Source organism: Sinomicrobium soli (genome assembly GCF_003285545.1).
GTDB lineage: Bacteria > Bacteroidota > Bacteroidia > Flavobacteriales > Flavobacteriaceae > Sinomicrobium.
Genome location: NZ_QLNV01000007.1, coordinates 119,789 through 137,650, shown reverse-complemented (window position 1 = coordinate 137,650; position 17,862 = coordinate 119,789). Strand labels below are relative to the sequence as shown.

General features: G+C 46.2%; 19 protein-coding genes and 1 pseudogene. 11 read left to right on the top strand and 9 right to left on the bottom strand.

Going from position 1 to position 17,862, the window contains the following annotated elements:
• Positions 1-4: 4 nt before the first annotated feature.
• The 3 genes from DN748_RS11045 to DN748_RS11035 all read left to right on the top strand — a co-directional run bounded on the left by DN748_RS11045 (position 5) and on the right by DN748_RS11035 (position 4,100).
• Positions 5-1,240 (top strand): BACON domain-containing protein, encoded by a 1,236-nt coding sequence (locus DN748_RS11045; protein WP_112371888.1) that lies wholly within the window; start codon positions 5-7, stop codon positions 1,238-1,240.
• Positions 1,241-3,238 (top strand): calcineurin-like phosphoesterase C-terminal domain-containing protein, encoded by a 1,998-nt coding sequence (locus DN748_RS11040; RefSeq protein WP_236636843.1) that lies wholly within the window; start codon positions 1,241-1,243, stop codon positions 3,236-3,238.
• Between the two features lie 64 nt (positions 3,239-3,302).
• Positions 3,303-4,100 (top strand): glycerophosphodiester phosphodiesterase, encoded by a 798-nt coding sequence (locus tag DN748_RS11035; RefSeq protein WP_112371887.1) that lies wholly within the window; start codon positions 3,303-3,305, stop codon positions 4,098-4,100.
• 8 nt (positions 4,101-4,108) lie between these two features.
• On the opposite strand, the gene DN748_RS11030 is transcribed toward DN748_RS11035, so the two are convergent.
• The gene (locus DN748_RS11030) at positions 4,109-5,098 is read right to left on the bottom strand and encodes an SMP-30/gluconolactonase/LRE family protein (protein ID WP_112371886.1); all 990 of its coding nucleotides are present in this window, start codon (positions 5,096-5,098) and stop codon (positions 4,109-4,111) included.
• A gap of 60 nt (positions 5,099-5,158) precedes the next feature.
• Positions 5,159-6,049, bottom strand: coding sequence for an AraC family transcriptional regulator (locus DN748_RS11025; RefSeq protein WP_112371885.1), 891 nt, complete (start codon positions 6,047-6,049; stop codon positions 5,159-5,161).
• 78 nt (positions 6,050-6,127) lie between these two features.
• On the opposite strand from DN748_RS11025, the gene DN748_RS11020 reads away from it, so the two are divergent.
• The 4 genes from DN748_RS11020 to DN748_RS18985 all read left to right on the top strand — a co-directional run bounded on the left by DN748_RS11020 (position 6,128) and on the right by DN748_RS18985 (position 8,884).
• A complete protein-coding gene (locus DN748_RS11020; protein WP_112371884.1) occupies positions 6,128-6,523 on the top strand; it encodes a DoxX family protein in 396 nt (131 codons plus the stop codon).
• A gap of 6 nt (positions 6,524-6,529) precedes the next feature.
• Positions 6,530-7,324, top strand: coding sequence for an SDR family NAD(P)-dependent oxidoreductase (locus DN748_RS11015; RefSeq protein WP_112371883.1), 795 nt, complete (start codon positions 6,530-6,532; stop codon positions 7,322-7,324).
• 86 nt (positions 7,325-7,410) lie between these two features.
• Positions 7,411-7,884: a Dps family protein gene (locus DN748_RS11010; protein ID WP_112371985.1), complete on the top strand. Its 474-nt coding sequence runs from the start codon at positions 7,411-7,413 to the stop codon at positions 7,882-7,884.
• A 103-nt stretch (positions 7,885-7,987) separates the two neighbouring features.
• On the top strand, positions 7,988-8,884 hold the full coding sequence (locus tag DN748_RS18985) for a helix-turn-helix domain-containing protein (protein ID WP_146746597.1): 897 nt from the start codon (positions 7,988-7,990) through the stop codon (positions 8,882-8,884).
• A gap of 15 nt (positions 8,885-8,899) precedes the next feature.
• Here the strand turns inward: DN748_RS18985 and DN748_RS19430 are convergent.
• The 3 genes and pseudogenes from DN748_RS19430 to DN748_RS10995 form a co-directional block, all read right to left on the bottom strand.
• Positions 8,900-8,977 (bottom strand): annotated as a pseudogene (locus DN748_RS19430) (PEP-utilizing enzyme); the annotation flags it as partial.
• 2 nt (positions 8,978-8,979) lie between these two features.
• Entirely contained in the window at positions 8,980-9,873 is an 894-nt protein-coding gene (locus DN748_RS11000; RefSeq protein WP_112371881.1) for a L,D-transpeptidase, read from the bottom strand.
• A 78-nt stretch (positions 9,874-9,951) separates the two neighbouring features.
• The gene (locus DN748_RS10995) at positions 9,952-10,335 is read right to left on the bottom strand and encodes a hypothetical protein (protein WP_236636842.1); all 384 of its coding nucleotides are present in this window, start codon (positions 10,333-10,335) and stop codon (positions 9,952-9,954) included.
• Between the two features lie 136 nt (positions 10,336-10,471).
• Here DN748_RS10995 and DN748_RS10990 point away from each other — a divergent pair, with 136 nt between their 5' ends.
• From DN748_RS10990 to DN748_RS10975, 4 genes are all read left to right on the top strand, one after another.
• Positions 10,472-11,254 (top strand): MlaE family ABC transporter permease, encoded by a 783-nt coding sequence (locus DN748_RS10990; protein ID WP_112371984.1) that lies wholly within the window; start codon positions 10,472-10,474, stop codon positions 11,252-11,254.
• Positions 11,251-12,033, top strand: coding sequence for an ABC transporter ATP-binding protein (locus DN748_RS10985; protein WP_112371879.1), 783 nt, complete (start codon positions 11,251-11,253; stop codon positions 12,031-12,033). Before DN748_RS10990 ends, DN748_RS10985 begins: the two co-directional genes overlap by 4 nt.
• 8 nt (positions 12,034-12,041) lie before the next feature.
• Positions 12,042-13,016 carry an MlaD family protein gene (locus DN748_RS10980; RefSeq protein ID WP_112371878.1) on the top strand — a complete coding sequence of 325 codons (975 nt, stop codon included), beginning with the start codon at positions 12,042-12,044 and terminating at the stop codon, positions 13,014-13,016.
• 325 nt (positions 13,017-13,341) lie between these two features.
• Positions 13,342-14,178, top strand: a complete 837-nt coding sequence (locus tag DN748_RS10975; protein ID WP_112371983.1) for a universal stress protein — start codon at positions 13,342-13,344, stop codon at positions 14,176-14,178.
• A gap of 119 nt (positions 14,179-14,297) precedes the next feature.
• Here DN748_RS10975 and DN748_RS10970 read toward each other — a convergent pair whose 3' ends face one another.
• The 4 genes from DN748_RS10970 to DN748_RS10950 form a co-directional block, all read right to left on the bottom strand.
• Positions 14,298-14,882, bottom strand: a complete 585-nt coding sequence (locus DN748_RS10970; protein ID WP_112371877.1) for a WG repeat-containing protein — start codon at positions 14,880-14,882, stop codon at positions 14,298-14,300.
• 425 nt (positions 14,883-15,307) lie between these two features.
• Complete coding sequence (locus DN748_RS10960) at positions 15,308-15,754, bottom strand: cytochrome c oxidase assembly factor Coa1 family protein (RefSeq protein ID WP_112371876.1); 447 nt, start codon at positions 15,752-15,754, stop codon at positions 15,308-15,310.
• 346 nt (positions 15,755-16,100) lie between these two features.
• Positions 16,101-17,096: a nucleotidyl transferase AbiEii/AbiGii toxin family protein gene (locus DN748_RS10955; protein WP_112371875.1), complete on the bottom strand. Its 996-nt coding sequence runs from the start codon at positions 17,094-17,096 to the stop codon at positions 16,101-16,103.
• Positions 17,086-17,694 (bottom strand): DUF6088 family protein, encoded by a 609-nt coding sequence (locus tag DN748_RS10950; protein WP_112371874.1) that lies wholly within the window; start codon positions 17,692-17,694, stop codon positions 17,086-17,088. Before DN748_RS10950 ends, DN748_RS10955 begins: the two co-directional genes overlap by 11 nt.
• Between the last annotated feature and the right edge of the window lie 168 nt (positions 17,695-17,862).

The window sequence follows — 17,862 nt, the reverse complement described above, 5'->3', positions numbered from 1 at the left end:
AAACATGAATACACAGGATATTTTCAGTGCAGGAAAAACACTCAGGAGGCTTTTTGCCGTGATGTTGTTCCTTCCCCTGGTCTTTATGTCGTGTAATAATGATGACGACGAGGTGGCCGAAGATCCCTATTTTACCATAGAGGGAGACCCGACAGGGCTTTCCGTGGATCCTGCGGCAGCAACCCGGAAATACGTAGTGCGTTCCAACCAGCCGTGGAAAGTCGTGGCCCAGGAAGAGAACGACTGGGTAAGGGCCTTTCCTGACGAAGGTGATGACGAGGGGATCTTCAGTATCATCGTACAGGAGAATATGACCATTCAGCCCCGGAGCGCCCGTTTTGCCTTTGTGGTGAACGGGGAAGAGCAACCGGTACTGTTTTCGGTAGAACAACAGGAGAATGTACCCTTTATTACCCTCGAAGGTGCCGAAGCGGGCTATTCGATCCCTGCTGCGGGGGGCGAGCTTACCATTGCCATCAAGGCTACCGTAGGCTGGGACTATACCGTAGATAACAACGACTGGCTTACCGAGGTGGAGGTTACTGAAAACAGTATTGTACTGCAGGGTACCGAAAACAGGAGTGACGGGCGTGAAGTATCGCTTACCGTAAGCTCCCCGGAATACCCGGAACTGGACCAGACCGTAACCATAGCGCAATCGTCCAATACCGTTATTCTCGAGGAAAACTTCAGCTGGTTGTCTTACGGAAATGCCATCCCCTATGAAACTACGGGTGAGAAACGTTATGACACCTGGACACAGGAAGAGAAAAACCACGGGTGGGAGAGTACCCCGGTGGAAATTTCCGGCAACCAGCAGATCGTATACGCCCGCCAGGGATTTGTAAAACTGGGCAAAACCAATGTAGGAGGAGATATTATTTCCCCGAAACTGAATATAGAAGGGACTGCCAATGTACAGGTCACCTTTAAGGCAGCAGCCTATATCTCTGCCGGAGGAAATGTAGACGACAGGATCCTCAGGGTATCTGCACTCGGAGCCGGGGAAGCCAGCGCAGATAGTTTTACCATAGACAATATTCCCAATTCCAGGGCCGAAGATGATGCGGGAGTGGAAAACGATATCTGGGCAGAAGACCGGGCCTACAGCTTTATCATTACCGGGGCTACTTCGGACACCCAGATCAAATTCCTCGGTAACGATTATGACCTGAACGGAGTAGGCCAGGGCAAGAACCGTATTTTCCTGGATGATATTAAAGTAGAAATCATAGATTAAATGAAACCTGTTCATATGACCCAATCAAGACGACGATTTATAAAAATAGGAGGGCTCACCACCCTTGCCGGTTTAAGCGGTATAGGCCTGGGATTCTCAAGCTGTGGAAATGACGACGACAGCTTTGATCCGGACAATAACCTGAATATTAAAAAGGTAGTAATCCCTTCCGGGCTGGATGTCCTGGCCGGAGGGGAAATGACCCTTTCCGGGGAAGGCTTTCTGACGGGAGACCTTATCACCCTTACATCCACGGTGTCCGGAGGCGCCGAATACAGCAGTACGGTGAGTTCGGTAACCGATAATTCGGTGAGCTTTCCCGTACCGGAAGAATTCACTTCCGGGGTATACCGCCTTACCGTAACCCGGGGCGAAGAGAGCCTGGTGCTCGGAAGCGTACTGATCAACCTGGTAGCCGATACCGACCTTCCCGATATCGAGGGAATGACGGTTAAGGGACTGGTATATTCCGACGGAAGAGGAATACCCGGAGTGGTGGTTTCCGACGGGTATGAGGTCACAGTGACCGACGGGGAAGGAAGGTATTACCTGCCTTCGCTTAAAAAGACGGGATTTGTGTTTATTTCGGTACCCGGAAACTATGAGGTGGCCAACAACGGAAATGCGCCCCAGTTCTTTAAGCGGCTGAGCGGCAGCCCGCAGACCGTGGAGCAGCAGGACTTTTCCCTGATCGGGGTGAGTAATGAAAATCACGTGGTCATCCCTATGGCCGACTGGCACCTGGCCGACAGGAATAACGACCTCGACCAGTTTAACAGCAAGGTATTGCCCGATGTCAATGCGACCATCGATAAATATGCCGCCGACGGTACCAGGGTCTATGTGCTGACCCTGGGCGATATGACCTGGGATGCTTATTGGTATAATAATAACTTCGGGCTGAACGAGTATATCCCGTATATGAACAAACTGAACAGCCCGGTGTTTAACCTTATAGGAAATCACGATTACGACCCCTATGTTGCCAACGACTGGGGAGCGGAGGATAAGTACAGGGCAGTGATAGGCCCTACCTATTATTCCTTTAACCTGGGTAAAGTACACTATGTGGTACTGGATGATGTGGAATACCTGAACAGCGGGGGGTCCGAAGGTAATGTAGGGCAGCGTAATTACAATGAAGTTATCGCTTCCGACCAGCTGGAATGGCTGAAAAAGGACCTGGCAGCCATTACGGACAAAAGCACCCCGGTAGTAGTGGCCATGCACACTCCCCTGTATAAAAACCCCTCCCTGGACAGCGGAGGAAACCAGGCAGACACCATCGACCTGCTCAACGGAAGTGCCCTGATAGATTGCCTGAAGGAGTTCCCGACCGTACATGTACTTTCCGGGCATACGCATATCAATTATACCGTGGAGGAGGAATCCAACCTCATGGAACACAATACCGCGGCGATCTGTGCAACCTGGTGGTGGACCGGCAGGAACGGCTATGCCGGAAATCATATCTGTAAAGACGGAAGCCCCGGCGGATACGGTATCTGGAAGATCAACGGCACCGACCTGCAGTGGAGCTATAAGAGTATAGGCTATGATGAAGATTACCAGTTCCGGGCCTACGACCTGAACAAGGTGCATATCAATGCAGCCGAATTTGCCCCTGACGCCAGCGATGCCGACCTGGCTCCCTATGCAGGAGTTTATGCGACACCGGCTTCCGCAAATGAAGTGTTGATCAACGTATGGGGATATGACAGCCAGTGGAAGGTGGAAGTTACTGAAAACGGGAACCCGCTGGAAGTGACCAGGGTAAAGGTGAAAGACCCGTTGCATATCGTTTCCTATGAAGCTTTTCGCGTCAATGCCGGGGCAGTGCCCACCTCTTCCTTTGTGACCAATACGACGGCCCACTTTTTCAAGGTAAAGGCCGGTGCGGCAGACAGTACCCTGGAGATCAGGGTTACAGACCGCTTCGGTAAGGAATATTCCGAAAGCATGGAACGTCCGAAAGCATTTACGCTGAATATGAGTTAAGAAGTTTAAGTATAACCAGGGTGCCCGCAATTGTTAGGGGCACCTTTTTTTATGAAAATCAATTATGATAAGACGATTTGTAAACGTAACGGCTGCAATGTCCCTGGTACTGGCATTGCTGTTGGGAAGCTGCGGAACATCCGGAGAACAGAACAATAAGGTCATAGCACATCGCGGGGCATGGAAAACGGAAGGATTACCCCAGAATTCCATCGCATCGTTGCAACATGCCATTGCCCTGGGATGCTATGGTTCGGAATTCGATGTGCACCTGACCAGCGATGATGTGATGGTGGTAAACCACGATGCCGGTTTTATGGGAATGGATATCGAGAGTTCTACCTATGAGCAATTGCGGGCTGCCACACTCCCCAACGGTGAACATATCCCTACGGTTGAGGAATACCTGGAAGAAGGGCTCAAACAGGACAGGACAAAGCTGATCCTGGAGATCAAGACCGCCCCTTCGGGAACGGAACGCACCCTCAAACTCACCCGTATGGCCGTAGCCCTGGTACAGCGCCTGAATGCCCGTGATATGGTAGAATATATCTGCTTTAATTACGAAGCCGGTAAGCTGGTACACGAGCTCGACCCGGAGGCAGAGGTGGCTTATCTGAACGGCGATGTGCCTCCTGCCGAGGCCAGGGCAGCGGGATATACCGGCCTGGACTATAACATTAAGGTTTACCGGAAGAACCCGGAGTGGATCGCAGAAGCCAAAAAAGAAGGGATGACCCTGAATGTATGGACGGTAAACAAGGAAGAAGATATGAAAGAAATGCTCGATCACGGAATGGATGTCATCACTACGGACGAGCCCGAGAGGCTGTTTGAGGTATTGAAAAGCAGGGGAGAGTAGCGTTTTCCCTAATTCAACCGTACCCGTAGTACATACATATCATTCGTGATATACAATGTTTTTTCATCCCCGGAAAGGGCCACATTGGAGGCGGGTTCCTGCAATCGTATTTTTCCGAGGACTTTTCCTTTCCGGTCAAAGATCCATATACCCCCGGGGCCACTGGCATACACGATGCCCCGGGAGTCGATCTTTAGTCCGTCGGGAAGTCCTTTCAGTCCTTTTCTCTTATCGGTGGCGCTGTAAAACAGTTCCGGTTCCTTTTCCGTATTCTCCGGGTCCAGCACATACCAGTTGGCCGCGTTGGAGTCTGAACTGGCTATCAGGAGTTTTTTCTCCCCGGGAAAAAGGGCAATACCGTTGGGCCGGGTGATCTTATCGGTAAGCAGTACCACCTGTCCGTCCGCTGTTACTTTGTAAACCCCGTTAAAATCGATTTCCTTAGTGGGATCGTTATCGTTTTGTGCGGGAAGGCCGTAAGGCGGATCGGTAAAGAAGAGTTCTCCCTTACTGTTGTATACCGCATCATTGGGACTGTTGAGTTTTTTACCGTTATACCGGTCGGCGAGGGTGTGAAACACCGGTTCGGGTTCGTCCAGCGGAGCTTCCATCCTGGCCACCTGCCGGTTGCCGTGCTGACATAATACCAGCTTGCCCCCGGCATTCAGCAACAGCCCGTTACTTCCCGGTTCCTTGCTGTGGCCGGGTATTGTTCCCGTATACCCGCTGGGCTTCAGATAAATTTCCGTACCCCCGTTTTCAGTCCATTTGTATACCGTATTTTCCGGTACGTCCGAGAACAGGAGCATCTGTTCCGGTTCCACCCACAAAGGGCCTTCACTCCAGGTAAATCCTTCGGCTATGACTTCGGCTCTGGCCGTGTGGTCTATAATGGCATCGAGCCCGGGATCTGAACGTTCGATGCTTCCCACGGTTTTCTGTGCCGTGCCATAGTGTACGGTAAAGGTCAGGATAAGCAGGAAGAATGAGGTTTTCATATAAAGCGGTTTTAGTATGTTTAAGTCTCCGGAATCCGGAATTGTCGAAACGGGAGTTCACTAAGATAAAGAATTTTGTGGAAGGGAGATGGTCTCTGGTACTCCCTGATCATACTTTGCTTTCAACGCCGAAAACGTTTGGCCGGAAAATGCTTTTACAAACTTGTGCAGGTGGCTCTCGTCGGTAAAACCAAATTCCAGGGCCAGTTGCTTGGTGCTGTGGTGTCCGTGTTTTAAACGTTGTTCGAGCAGGGTATAGCGGTATTGCCGGATATAATCTTTTAGCGAAGTCCCGATCTTTTCTTTGAAAAAGGCACCGATATAATGGGGGGAATAATGAAAATGACCAGCTATTTCTTTTTTGGTGAGCATTTTGGGCTCGTAAATATGCAGTTCGATATATTCCAGCAACTCCCCGGTAATCCCTGGCATTGTATCACGGCCTGTTTTTATGCCATAACCCACCTTGTTCCGCTTAACCACCAGGATAATGGATTTAAACAGCTGAAAGATAATTTTCTTGCTCAACAGATGGTTGCAGCGGTATTCCTCTGCTATAATCTCAAAAAGGTGCCCTGTAAGGACCATATCTCCTGCATCGGTCAGCAGGTTGCCGCGTTTGTGTTCCTGGATCTTTAAAAGAATGTCAATGTCCCTGTTCCACTCACCGGCATCTTCATTACGGAAAGAATCCAGGTATAGTTTGGTGAATTTAAAATAGACAAAGTGCGTTTCCTCGTCGATCAGGAATTCGTGCTCGTCCTCCGGCCCCAGTAAATACAGGCATCCTTTCTGATAGGGCAAAAGCCGTTTGTTCAGATGGTGCATTCCCTTTCCCCCGGCTATAAAAATAAATTCATAGTGATTGTGGTTGTGCAACGGGTGTTCCCATACCGATGTGGTAAAATCGTTGATGACCAGGCTGTCGAACTGTTTATAGCGTTTCATCATTCAAATTTACAATAAATTCACTTGTTTTTACAATACATTTATCGGCTTCTCTTCGTTACTTTGTTTAAAATTCCTGACATGAAGAACGAGACAGCAGCGTATACCCTGGCCCGGTTACCTATCGGCTTCAGCTATTTGGGGCATGGGTTTATCCGCATTCCCAAATTGCAGCAGTTTTCCGAAGGCATGATAAAAGGATTTTCGGAGACCCCGTTCCCGCTTGAGATCGTAAAGCCCTTTTCACTGGTCTGGCCCTTTGTGGAACTATTGCTGGGAATAGTACTTATTGCCGGTTGGAAAATGAAAACTGTTTCTGCCGCCGGGGTGATATCCATCGTTATCCTGATCATAGGTTCTTCATTCCAGGAAAATTGGTCGGCAGTATCCATTCAGATGTTTTACGGCATCTACCTGGTGGGGCTCTACCTTTTTTCCGGTTACAACAGGATATTATTTACGGATAAAAAAAGTTAATACGTCATGGATTTAAAGTTAGAAGGAAAAACCGCCCTGGTTACCGGCTCCACTGCCGGGATCGGGTATGCTATTGCAAGTGGACTGGCCGCCGAGGGTGTTCACGTTATTATTAACGGAAGAAAAGCCGAAGACGTAGCAAACCGGATCAAAGACCTTAGAAAAGAAACCGGGAATGAGGAGATCACCGGTATCGTAGCCGATTTTTCAAAAAAAGGCGATATCGACAACCTGCTTAAAGAAATCCCGGATGTGGACATCCTGGTAAACAATGTCGGCATCTTTAACCAGGTGGATTTTGAAGATATTACAGATGAAGAGTGGTTTGAGATGTTTGAAGTCAATGTCATGAGCGGCGTTCGGCTTTCCAGGCATTATTTTCCGCGAATGCTGGAAAAGAACGAGGGAAGGATCATTTTTATTTCCAGCGAATCCGCTTTGAACATCCCGACGGAAATGGTGCATTACGGTTTCAGTAAAACCGCACAGTTAGCAGTTTCCCGCGGATTGGCCAGGCTGACCAAAGGCACTGATGTCACGGTCAATTGCGTGTTGCCCGGCCCTACCATGAGCCGCGCCAACACACAGGACCTGATAGCCCAGGCGAAAGAAAACGATACGACGGTGGAAGCGGTTATAGAAGATTTTTTTGAAAAAAGAAGGCCCACATCCCTGATCCGGCGTTTTGCCGATACCGCGGAAGTGGCCCATATGGTGACGTATGTTGCCAGTCCGCTGTCCTCCGCCACCAATGGCGCTGCCCTGAGAGCAGACGGAGGGGTGGCAAACTATATTGTATAATTCCGGATACGCGAAAAGCGGCTGTCTGCGAATGTATGGCCTGGCAGTTTATTTTCTGGGGAAGTATAACTAAAAAAATAAATACCATGAAAACAAACATTGGAATATCAAATCAGAACACCGGTGCCGTGGCCGACATCCTGGCCAGGTTACTGGCGGATGAATACGTATTGTATACCAAAACACAAAAGGCACACTGGAATCTGGAAGGAATGGATTTCCATACCCAGCATTTATACCTGGAAACCCAGTATAACCAGGTTCACGATTTTGTAGATGCCGTAGCGGAAAGGATGCGTAAGATAGGGCACTATGCTCCGGGGACTTTAAAGGAATTCCTGGAACTGACTCATTTAACAGAGCATTACCAGGGAAAAAATGATACCAAAGGATACTTCAGGGAACTCCTGGAAGACCACGAGAGCATCATTGTTTTTATCCGGGAGCATATCAATCCTGTTTCAGAAAAATATAAAGATGAAGGGACAGCCGATTTTCTAACCGGATTAATGGAGGACCACGAAAAAATTGCCTGGATGCTAAGGGCCACCGTGGCTTAGGCGGGAAGTCCGGGGGTGCATACCATTTTTACCGATCTGGAGACTTCATGCCCTTTCTTAAATTATAAGGTAGTAAATTTGTGGTATTCAATGGAAAAGAATTATGGACAACATCATTCAGCTTGAAAAGATAGCAGACTACAATGCCCTGCTGGGGCTGGAAACCCTGCACCCCCTGGTAAGCGTTATAGATTTTTCAAAATGCAAACCGCTCCGTCACGGTTCGCTGAACTTTGGTTTCTATACCGTATTTCTGAAGGATGTAAAATGCGGGGATTTTAAATACGGTAAGGCGTATTACGATTACCAGGAAGGGACCCTGGTCTTTTTTGCCCCCGGCCAGGTGCTTACCCTGGAGAATGACGGAAAAAAATTTCAACCGGCAGGCCATGCCCTGCTTTTTCACCCCGACCTGATTACGGGAACTCCCCTGGGCAGGGAGATCGGCCGCTATGACTTTTTTTCCTACAAGACCAATGAGGCCCTCCATATATCAGAAAAAGAAAGACGTACGGTGCTGGAGTGTTTTGCAAAGGTGTCTGATGAGATAGACCAGCGGCTGGATAAACATAGCAGGAAGTTGATTGCATCCAATATCGGATTGTTTTTAGATTACTGCGAGCGCTTTTACGACCGGCAATTCATCACCCGGGAAACGGTAAACAAGGGAGTTTTAGAATCGTTTGAAACGTTGTTGAATGCCTACTTTGGTTCGGATCTGCCACAGACTTCCGGCTTTCCCCAGGTGGGGTATTTTGCCGATAAACTGAACCTTTCAGCCAATTATTTCGGGGAACTGGTAAAGAAGGAAACCGGGAAAACCGCCCTGGAATATATTCATTTAAAGATCATGGCCGTCGCTAAGGAAAAGATCTTTGACGATACGAAAACCGTCAGCGAGATCGCTTATGAACTCGGGTTTAAATACCCGCAGCATTTCAGCCGGATGTTTAAGAAGGAAACAGGGTATTCCCCCCATGAATACCGCACTTTGAACTAAGCTCAAAACTGTTGTGGCATTCATACACCCTACTATGGCCGGAATTCCCGGTTCTCTCGATACAATGGCGGCATGGCTGGTACGGCCGTACAGTATTATTCATCGTCTGCAGCTTTATATTTGCTATAGATGTCCTTTAGCGTAATGCTGTTGCCCTTTTCGTCCGTAACCTCCAGGTCATACCTGATCCGAACGGCTGTTCCTATGGGGGCATTATAATAAATATACCACATATCGGCCTCCCGGGTACCTATGCAGCCGTTGGAATAGGCTTTTCCGAGAGTCTCCGGGTTGGTGGTGGGATGTATCATCTGCCCGTTGCGCACTCCGTTGATCTCGGTCTCTATCCAGGGTATCCGGGGCATAACGGTGGTTTTTTCGTCATCTCTTTTGGTGAGGTAAAAGCGGCGGCCGTTCACAGGATTATAAAATACGGGGTTTCTTTCATGCCTTACTATGGTCCCTTCCCCGCTTATCGTTCGCAGGTTGGTCTCCCGGTTTCCCATGGCCAGGAATCTTTTCATGTTTTTTCCTACCCTTACCGGGAAGGTATGGACCAATACGGTATCCTCATAGATCCGGAGCTTGAATTCGGGAATATTGATGTCGATCAAGGTGTTGGCAAAAACCTTCAGAAGATGATTAACGGTCATGGAATCGGGGATCAGAAGAGAATCTCCCCGGTGCAGGGCAATCATTTTCTTCTGGTCATACACAAAAGAGTCGCGGGCCATCTGCCGGTAGTAATCCGTATCGGCCAGCGAGTCAATAATACGGGGGTTGGCCCGTACCAGGAGGTGTTCGGTAAGGGGGTAGCCGGTACGGTACCGGTCTGCCAGCGAATCCATATAATTGAAATAATCCCCGATAGTGATATCGCGCAAAACAGGGGCCCATCTTTGCGCAGCAGTATTATTGTTATCCGGGTGGTGCTGTGCATTTACACCGAGAAAAACAAAGAGGGCTATCGATCGCAATATCATGTTCATGTTATGTTTGTTTTAAGAGGTTCGGACTGCTTGTGCGGCATATTTCCGGTTTTTGCCCGGATATTCGCCGAGCCGTGGTCACATATATTTGCCCAGAAAGGAGAAAAACCGTTTTTTCAGACTGAAATACAGATCTCGTTGTGTTTCCATCTTATCTCTCATTTCCTGGTGATACTTCAGGGCTACCCGGTCTATGGCATCTTCATGAGTTATAAACTGGCCGGCTATACGAAGTTCATGCGTTTCTATTTCCTCTTTGAATTCTTCCATTTTATTCCGGTGAAGAATAAACTGGTTCTGAAATTGTCCCATTTCCACCAGGACATCAGGATGGGTCCACTTGCTTTGTATTTCTTCTAACCTGTTCTCAAAAGAACGGATTTCGTCCAGCCAGAAGAGGATCTCCTTTTCCCATAATCTGTGCTCAAAATGCAGGCCGGAATTGTCGATGATCTGTTTCATGATTTAAGTATTAACACATCTAAATTACCTGTATTCCGGGTGTTTCGGAATGATAAATATCAGTCGGCAAGGCATGATATTAATCATTTATACAGTGCCGAACAGCGCATATCTTTGGATATATAATTGCAGGGATATGCATGGAATAAAGGGGATATCCGGAAAAGTAGCCGGTTTTTTCCGGTTAAGCGGAGAACTTTCCCGTTTCGCCGGGCGTTATTTTGCCGAAGTATGGAAACCGCCTTTCGAGATCAGGGAATTGCTGCACCAGTGCTATAGCGTGGGGAACCGGTCGTTTCCACTGGTGGGGATCACCGGTTTTATCATCGGGCTGGTACTGACGCTGCAAACCCGTCCGACCCTGCAGGAATTCGGTGCGGTTTCCTGGATACCGTCCATGGTGGGGATCTCCATCGTGAGGGAGATCGGCCCGGTGATCATAGCTCTTGTCTGTGCGGGCAGGGTGGCCTCCGGTATTGGTGCAGAACTGGGCTCCATGCGGGTTACCGAACAGATTGATGCCATGGAGGTTTCCGGGACCAATCCGTTTAAGTTCCTGGTAGTTACCAGAATTACCGCAACCACCCTGATGGTTCCCGTCCTGGTGATCTTCGGCGATGTGCTGGCACTGTACGGTTCTTTCCTTATAGAACACCTGAAGGGGAATGTATCCTTTCAGCTTTATTTTAACCAGGTCTTTAATTCCCTGGAATTCAGTGACCTTATCCCGGATACGGTAAAAACCTTTTTTTTCGGGTTAGCCATAGGGCTGGTAGGATGTTTTAAGGGATATTACTGTGCCAAAGGTACGGTGGGGGTGGGTACTGCGGCCAATACCGCTGTGGTAGCTGCTTCCATGCTTATTTTTATCCTGGATTTTATCGCGGTGCTGATCTCTGATATTTTCTATGAATTATGAGTAGGGAAAATACCATAACGCCTGTTTTGCCTGTCAGGGAAGCTGAGGAGGAGGTAGTCATCCGGATAAAGGACCTCAGAAAAAGTTTCGGAGACAATCATGTGCTCAACGGTTTCAACATGGAACTGCATCAGGGAGAGAACCTGGTCATTATGGGAAAGTCGGGATCGGGGAAGACCGTGATGATTAAATGCCTTGTGGGACTGATGCAACCCGATAGTGGTAGTATAGAGGTGATGGGAAAGGACATTATTAAACTGGACAGGACAGCACTGGATCTGCTGCGTGCCGACATCGGCTTTCTCTTCCAGGGCAGTGCGCTTTACGATTCGATGACCGTCAGGGAAAACCTGGAGTTTTCCCTGAGAAGACACAAGGAAAGGTTTAAGGACCGGGCGGATACCGAAACCCTGGTACTGGAGGCCCTGAAGAGCGTAGGGCTTTCGCATGCCACAGCATTGATGCCGGCTGAACTTTCCGGGGGAATGAAACGCCGCGTAGCACTGGCGAGGACATTAATTATGAATCCCAGGATCATCCTGTATGACGAACCTACCAGTGGTCTCGATCCCATAACAGCCAAAGAAATTATTGAGCTGATGCGAATCATACAGGCCAGGTACCGTACTTCTGCGCTCATCATTACACACGATGTAGATTGCGCCCGGGTCATATCAGACCGTATGATACTCCTGGTAGACGGTATTAATTATGCGGAGGGGACTTACCGCGAATTACAGCGGTCAGCTGATCCTCAGGTAAAAGCCTTTTTTAAATAAACAGAATCATGACAAAATCTTCAGAGAACATAAAACTGGGTATTTTTGTAACAGCAGGCATTTTTTTCCTGCTGGTAGCAGCCTACCTGATCGGTAATAACCGGAACCTGTTCGGCAAGACTTTTACCGTTACAGCTGTTTTCTCCAATGTCAACGGGTTGCAGAAGGGCAATAACGTACGCTTTTCCGGGATTGATGCAGGGACCGTAAAAGCCATCGAAATGGAGAATGATACCGCCATCTGCGTAAGCATGGCCATCAGTGAAAAAATGCAGGGGTATATTAAAAAAGACGCGGTGGCCACTATAAGTTCTGACGGACTTGTAGGAAATATGATCGTCAATATTATCCCGGGGAAGAATGCGTCGGAGCACGTGAAGGACGGAGATGAAATACCGTCTTACAGCAGGATAGGAACGGATGATATACTGAATACACTGAGTGTTACCAACGAAAATGCAGCATTGCTTACCGCCGATCTTTTAAAGGTAACCCGTTCGCTTACCCAGGGAAAAGGAACACTGGGAAGATTGTTGAACGATACCGTGATGGCCGCCGACCTCCGGCAGACCATAGCCGGTCTGAAATACGCCGGGATGCGTGCCAATAGCGTGGTGGGCAAACTGGACCGTATACTGGAGGAGGTAAGTTTTGAAGAGAGTGTTGCGGGGGTATTGCTCAGTGATACCCAGGCCACAGGAAAAATGAAAAGTACCCTGGAACACCTGGAGAGTTCGGCGATCACGATCAGCCAAACGGTTAAAGAGCTGAATACCCTGGTCACGGAGATCAGGTACGGCGAGGGCGCACTGCATTACCTGGCCACCGATACGGTTCTCGTCCGGCAACTGGAACAAACCATGCAGCATATAGAAGAAGGAACAGGCCGTTTTAACGAGAACATGGAAGCCCTGAAACACAACTTTTTGTTCCGGGGGTATTTCAGAAAACTGGAAAGACAGCGGGAAAAGAAGGCGGAATAACGCGAGTCCGGTCTATCCCGCAATTAAAAAATAGCGGGTTAACTTAATTCCCTTCTTTCACAACAGCCGGGTTGAAAACTCCTTCGTTCTCAAAACTGTTGTCGGTTTTTTCCAGTAAGATCCCGTGTTTGTTTACTAAAGTCATCCCTTTTGTCTGATACATTGTTGCTTATAACTAAAATACGGTGTACTAATTAAGGTATAAAATGACTAAAATCATAAAAATTATGAGCAGGACAGGAAGCGATTGATATTTATCATGGAAATCCGGAACAGCATTAACTATCTTTCGGAAATTCAGAAACAACAAAAAATTCGACAAACCATGAAGAAAATTATCGTCCCTACGGATTTTTCGGAATGTTCCGGATATGCATTAAAGACTGCGGCGGATATCGCCAGGGAAAAAGGAGCAGGAATTGTCCTGTTCCATATGGTAGGGGTCTCTGAAGCAGTCCTGACCAAGGATGAATCACAGGAATACGCGGAAGCCATATACTATATGAAACTGGCCCGGAAAAAATTTGACAGGTTCCTGGCCAAAGACTATTTAAAAGGGATAAGTGTGGAGGAAGTGGTACAGAATTACAAGGATTTTTCGGAAATAAACGATGTAGGCAAAGAAAAAGGAGTAGATCTCATCGTCATGGGGTCTCACGGTACGGGGGGGATATCCGGACTGTTTGTCGGGTCTAATACGGAAAAAGTAGTGCGGAGCTCGGACATCCCGGTACTGGTGGTTAAAAAACCGGCGGAAAAGTTTAAAATGAAGAAAGTAGTCTTCGCCTGCAATTTTGAACTGGAAAGTATCCAGGTATACCGGAGAGCCATGCGCTTTTTTGACACTTTTCACAGTGAGGTCAGCCTGCTTTATGTGAACCTCCCGGGAGAAGAATTCCGGGATTCGGTACAATTCGATAAAAAAGTCGAGCATTTTTTATACCATGCCGAAGGAAGTTTAAAGAACCTGGAAAGAGTATATTCCCGGAATGCTTTTACCAAGGAAGAAGGTATTTATGCCTTTGCCGAAAAGACCGGGGCCGACCTGATTGCGATCCCGACCCACGGGAGAAAAGGATTATCGCATTTTTTCATTGGCAGTCTGGCCGAAGATGTGGCCAACCGCGCCCGGTTTCCCGTAATGACGTTTAAAATGTACTGATTGTTTCAGGAGAAGTGGTTATTGAGTTGTTTTAGGGGGTAAACTTTTCTGAGACCCTGTACCGACTTTTCCGAAAGAAAAAGGCTGTTGAACAAAACGGCCTTCCAGATCGTGATATATTATATTTTATGAATACTCCATTTTCCGTCCTCGTTTTTTATGGCCACAAGATGGTTTGACAGCATTTCCGATGCTATCCTGGGTTGTTCATATCGCTTCCCGGATAATAAAATACCCTTAAGTTCCCTGAGGTAGGTGACAATTTCGCCCTGTGTATTGATTACTACTTCGTCGAATTCATTGACTACGATATCCATATTCAGGTATTCATTTTTCCCCCTGATATTTTTTGAGGTAACAATAGCTATGGCAAACCCATTGTGAAAGGGAGTGGCATTGAGAAATTGTGCAGGAATGACCGTTTGTCCGGTCCGGTCCATATACCCGTAAAATACTATCCCGTTCCTGACCTCGCTGATCCGGCAAAGGCCTTCACTGTAAAAAGGGGAATTTTCCTTTGCTACGATATCGTCCCGGAAGTTGATCACCAGGGTACCTTCGGTATCTACAAAACCCCATTTCCCGTCCTTTTCCACGGAAATAAGTCCTTCGGAGCAGCGACCTATTTTCGTTATGTCCGAAATATGCTGGGCATAGGGAGAGATTCCCCACAGTAACAATGCCCATATAACAAATCTTTTCATTTTTCCGGTTTTTAAAATTTCACGATGAAGTTAAACGGTAAAACCGAATTGTGACATGATGAATATCATCTGGCTGAAAAAAGATTTTTTGAATTATGAGGATGCACAATAAAAATCATAGAGAATAAAGGTAAAACCTGATTCACTTTATCCAGGCGAACCGATGTTTTTTCCCTGTCTCAATTCCCTTATAAAGCGAAGCCCGACACTGGCGTGTTTGGCCAATTCAGGTTGTGTCAGGTTGAGTTGCTTTCTTTTATTTTTGATGATATTATATCTGAATGGGTGTAGAAAATTTCCGGTGTTGAACCAATTAAACTTTTTAATCGGCTCATATTTGTTTGTTTTTAGCCGATAGCCGATAAAGTAATCTGTATGTGTAATCTTTTGAAAAGTGCAGATTTAAGGGTCATATACATGGCTTTTTAATCCGTTGTTTTAATTTCAATAGTTTGTCTTTTTTCGGGTGGATTTTTAATGCGGATGTTTATTTTAGAGTAATTCCACGCATTCCTTACCTTGTTTGCCGAAATATCCATACGGGCTTTACCTTTAGTCCCGTTTATCCGTATGGTGGAATTTACTGTCATGTTGTTATTGCTATATTGAACTTGTCCTTCTATGATGGCCATTTTATCAATGGGTTCTATTTCCCCTAACAAATCTTTTACCCTGGGGTCTGAAGCTGCTTTTTTAAGCGCATTCTCATAAAGATCAGTGTCGTTGTAGGCTTGTACGATATCAGAGGTAACTCCGGGTGCCCCGGACGAGAAAAAGATATAAACTGCAATCAGGAACATTCCGCAAACCGGGACAAACCATTTCCGGTTTTGTTTCCACCAACTTTTATGTTCGATTAATTGGTTATCCATTTTTTGTTTGACTTAGGGTTGATATGGTAAAAACCTTTGTTATAACCAAATTTTATAGAAAGACGATTATATATAGATTTTGTTACGTCTTGAATGAGAATATTTTAGCTTTTCATTACCACTGAATATATAGATTATTGAACTTGCGGGGTACATGCGGGGTACATGCGGGGTACATGCGGGGTAACTTGCGTGGTGCTTGGGGGAGTGTATGTAAAATAGCTCTTCTCCTTACGGGTTTAATCGGTCGTAATCGGTCGCGACTGACCTCTTAATGGTTGTAATCGGTCAGGGAATTTATGGGCTCACCTAAAAAGGGAAGTCTACAGTTTAATATCTCTGAATTTTATAATTGGTTCAATTTATTTTCTATTTCTTTCATTCTTTCCATGAGTTTTCTCCACGGCAGACTTTCGCCCACAATCATATTTTCCTGCATGGTTTTGTAATCCTGCTCCCAATCTTTGATAACCGTATCTGGTGGAATAATGCTTAATTTTCCCTTTTTGTGACGGGAATAATCCAGACCACGCAAAGGAGTTACTTTTTTTCGATGTGCTACTATGGTTGCAAACAGCTCATCATCCTCTATAGCTAATTTACCATGAGGAGTGTTCATTAATTTTTCCAAATCATACAAATGCCTGGTAAGCCTATCGGTTCTTATTTTTTCCGTTGGTTTGGAAAACTCTTCATGCAGTAACAGGGTTTTTTCAAGAAAAGTTTTTGCTGGAATTACAACCTGGACATCAAAAGCTGGCAATGCAAAAGGCAGATCTTTGTATTGCTCATCTATATAAGAGTTAATAGAACGGTCTTCAGAAGGTTCGGTTAACGAGCGTGCACCCATTTCCAACAAAACACGTGGTTGAATATAGGTATTCCGGTTGGAGGTAAGGGACTCGTATATTATTTCCAGGGTATTAGGGTCGCTTGTATCATCTACATGATCGTTATATCGTATTTCGTATTGATGATCTTTTATTCCCAATAGGCTAATTTGCTCTGTTAATGCTTTCTGAAATTCCGTAATAATAAATCTACCGGAAGCTTTTCTCAGTTTCTTGATTTTGGTTTTTGAGTCTAATTCATCAAAACCCAGTAAATGCCTGTCAATAATTAAATCAATGTCTTCAGAAAAGCGTTCGATAAGCTGATAGGCTTTACTTAACGAAGTACCCCCTTTGAAAAAAATGGAACCGGCATATCGAGTTTTAAAAACTGCTCTTAACACCAGGCAAACCCACCAGTCTTTTTCTATCACATAGGTAGGTAAGCCGGTTTTTGCACTTACCTGCTGTAATATTTGTTGCCTTTGTTCCGCGTTGAGATTACTCCACATCGTTGTCAGGTTTATAAAGTTTACGGACTGCTTTCTGAATCCATACCGGGGCGTATGGCAGTTGTTTTTCAATGACTTTGGGTTCGAGCTGTTGTATAGCAGGTTGTATTTTTACCAAAAAATCTTCGACTGCTTCTTTTTGCCCTTTTTCTTTAAAAGCCTGAACAATAAGCTGTAGCAGTTCGTCTTTAATGGCAAACGTTTTGGGAGCAGTTTTTTTGAATTTTATGGTGCGGTTGCCGATTTTTATTTCTCGCTGCGAACCGTCAGTAAGGTACACGGTTTTTAGAGGGACCTGGGTGGTAAGGCCCAGGAGATATAATGCCAGTACACCTGTAGGTGCGATTCGTGCCTTGTCCCGTTTGGCAATTTGCCGGGCAATTTCTTCAGTATCCGGGTAAATGACACCAAGGATCTCGTCTGTTTTGGGTTTGAGGTAAATGCCGTGGGCTAAACGTACCAATAAACCTTCTTTTTCTAAACGAGACAAGACTTGACGTATGTTATCCGGAGAGGCATAGGTGCTAAAATTATCAGCGAAGAATAATGATCCTCTCGAAGATTTTAATATTTTTGTTTCTATATCTTTTTTAGTCACTTAAGGATATTTGTTATGTTTGTTTTGTCACAAATTTAGTAAATATTTGTGACAGAATACTATTGTGGATTATTGTTTGTTGAGTCCTGAATGGGAGGTTATTATGTTTTTCATAATATTTGTCAATCATATTAATGGTATGAAATTAAAAATTAATTACTTAAAAAC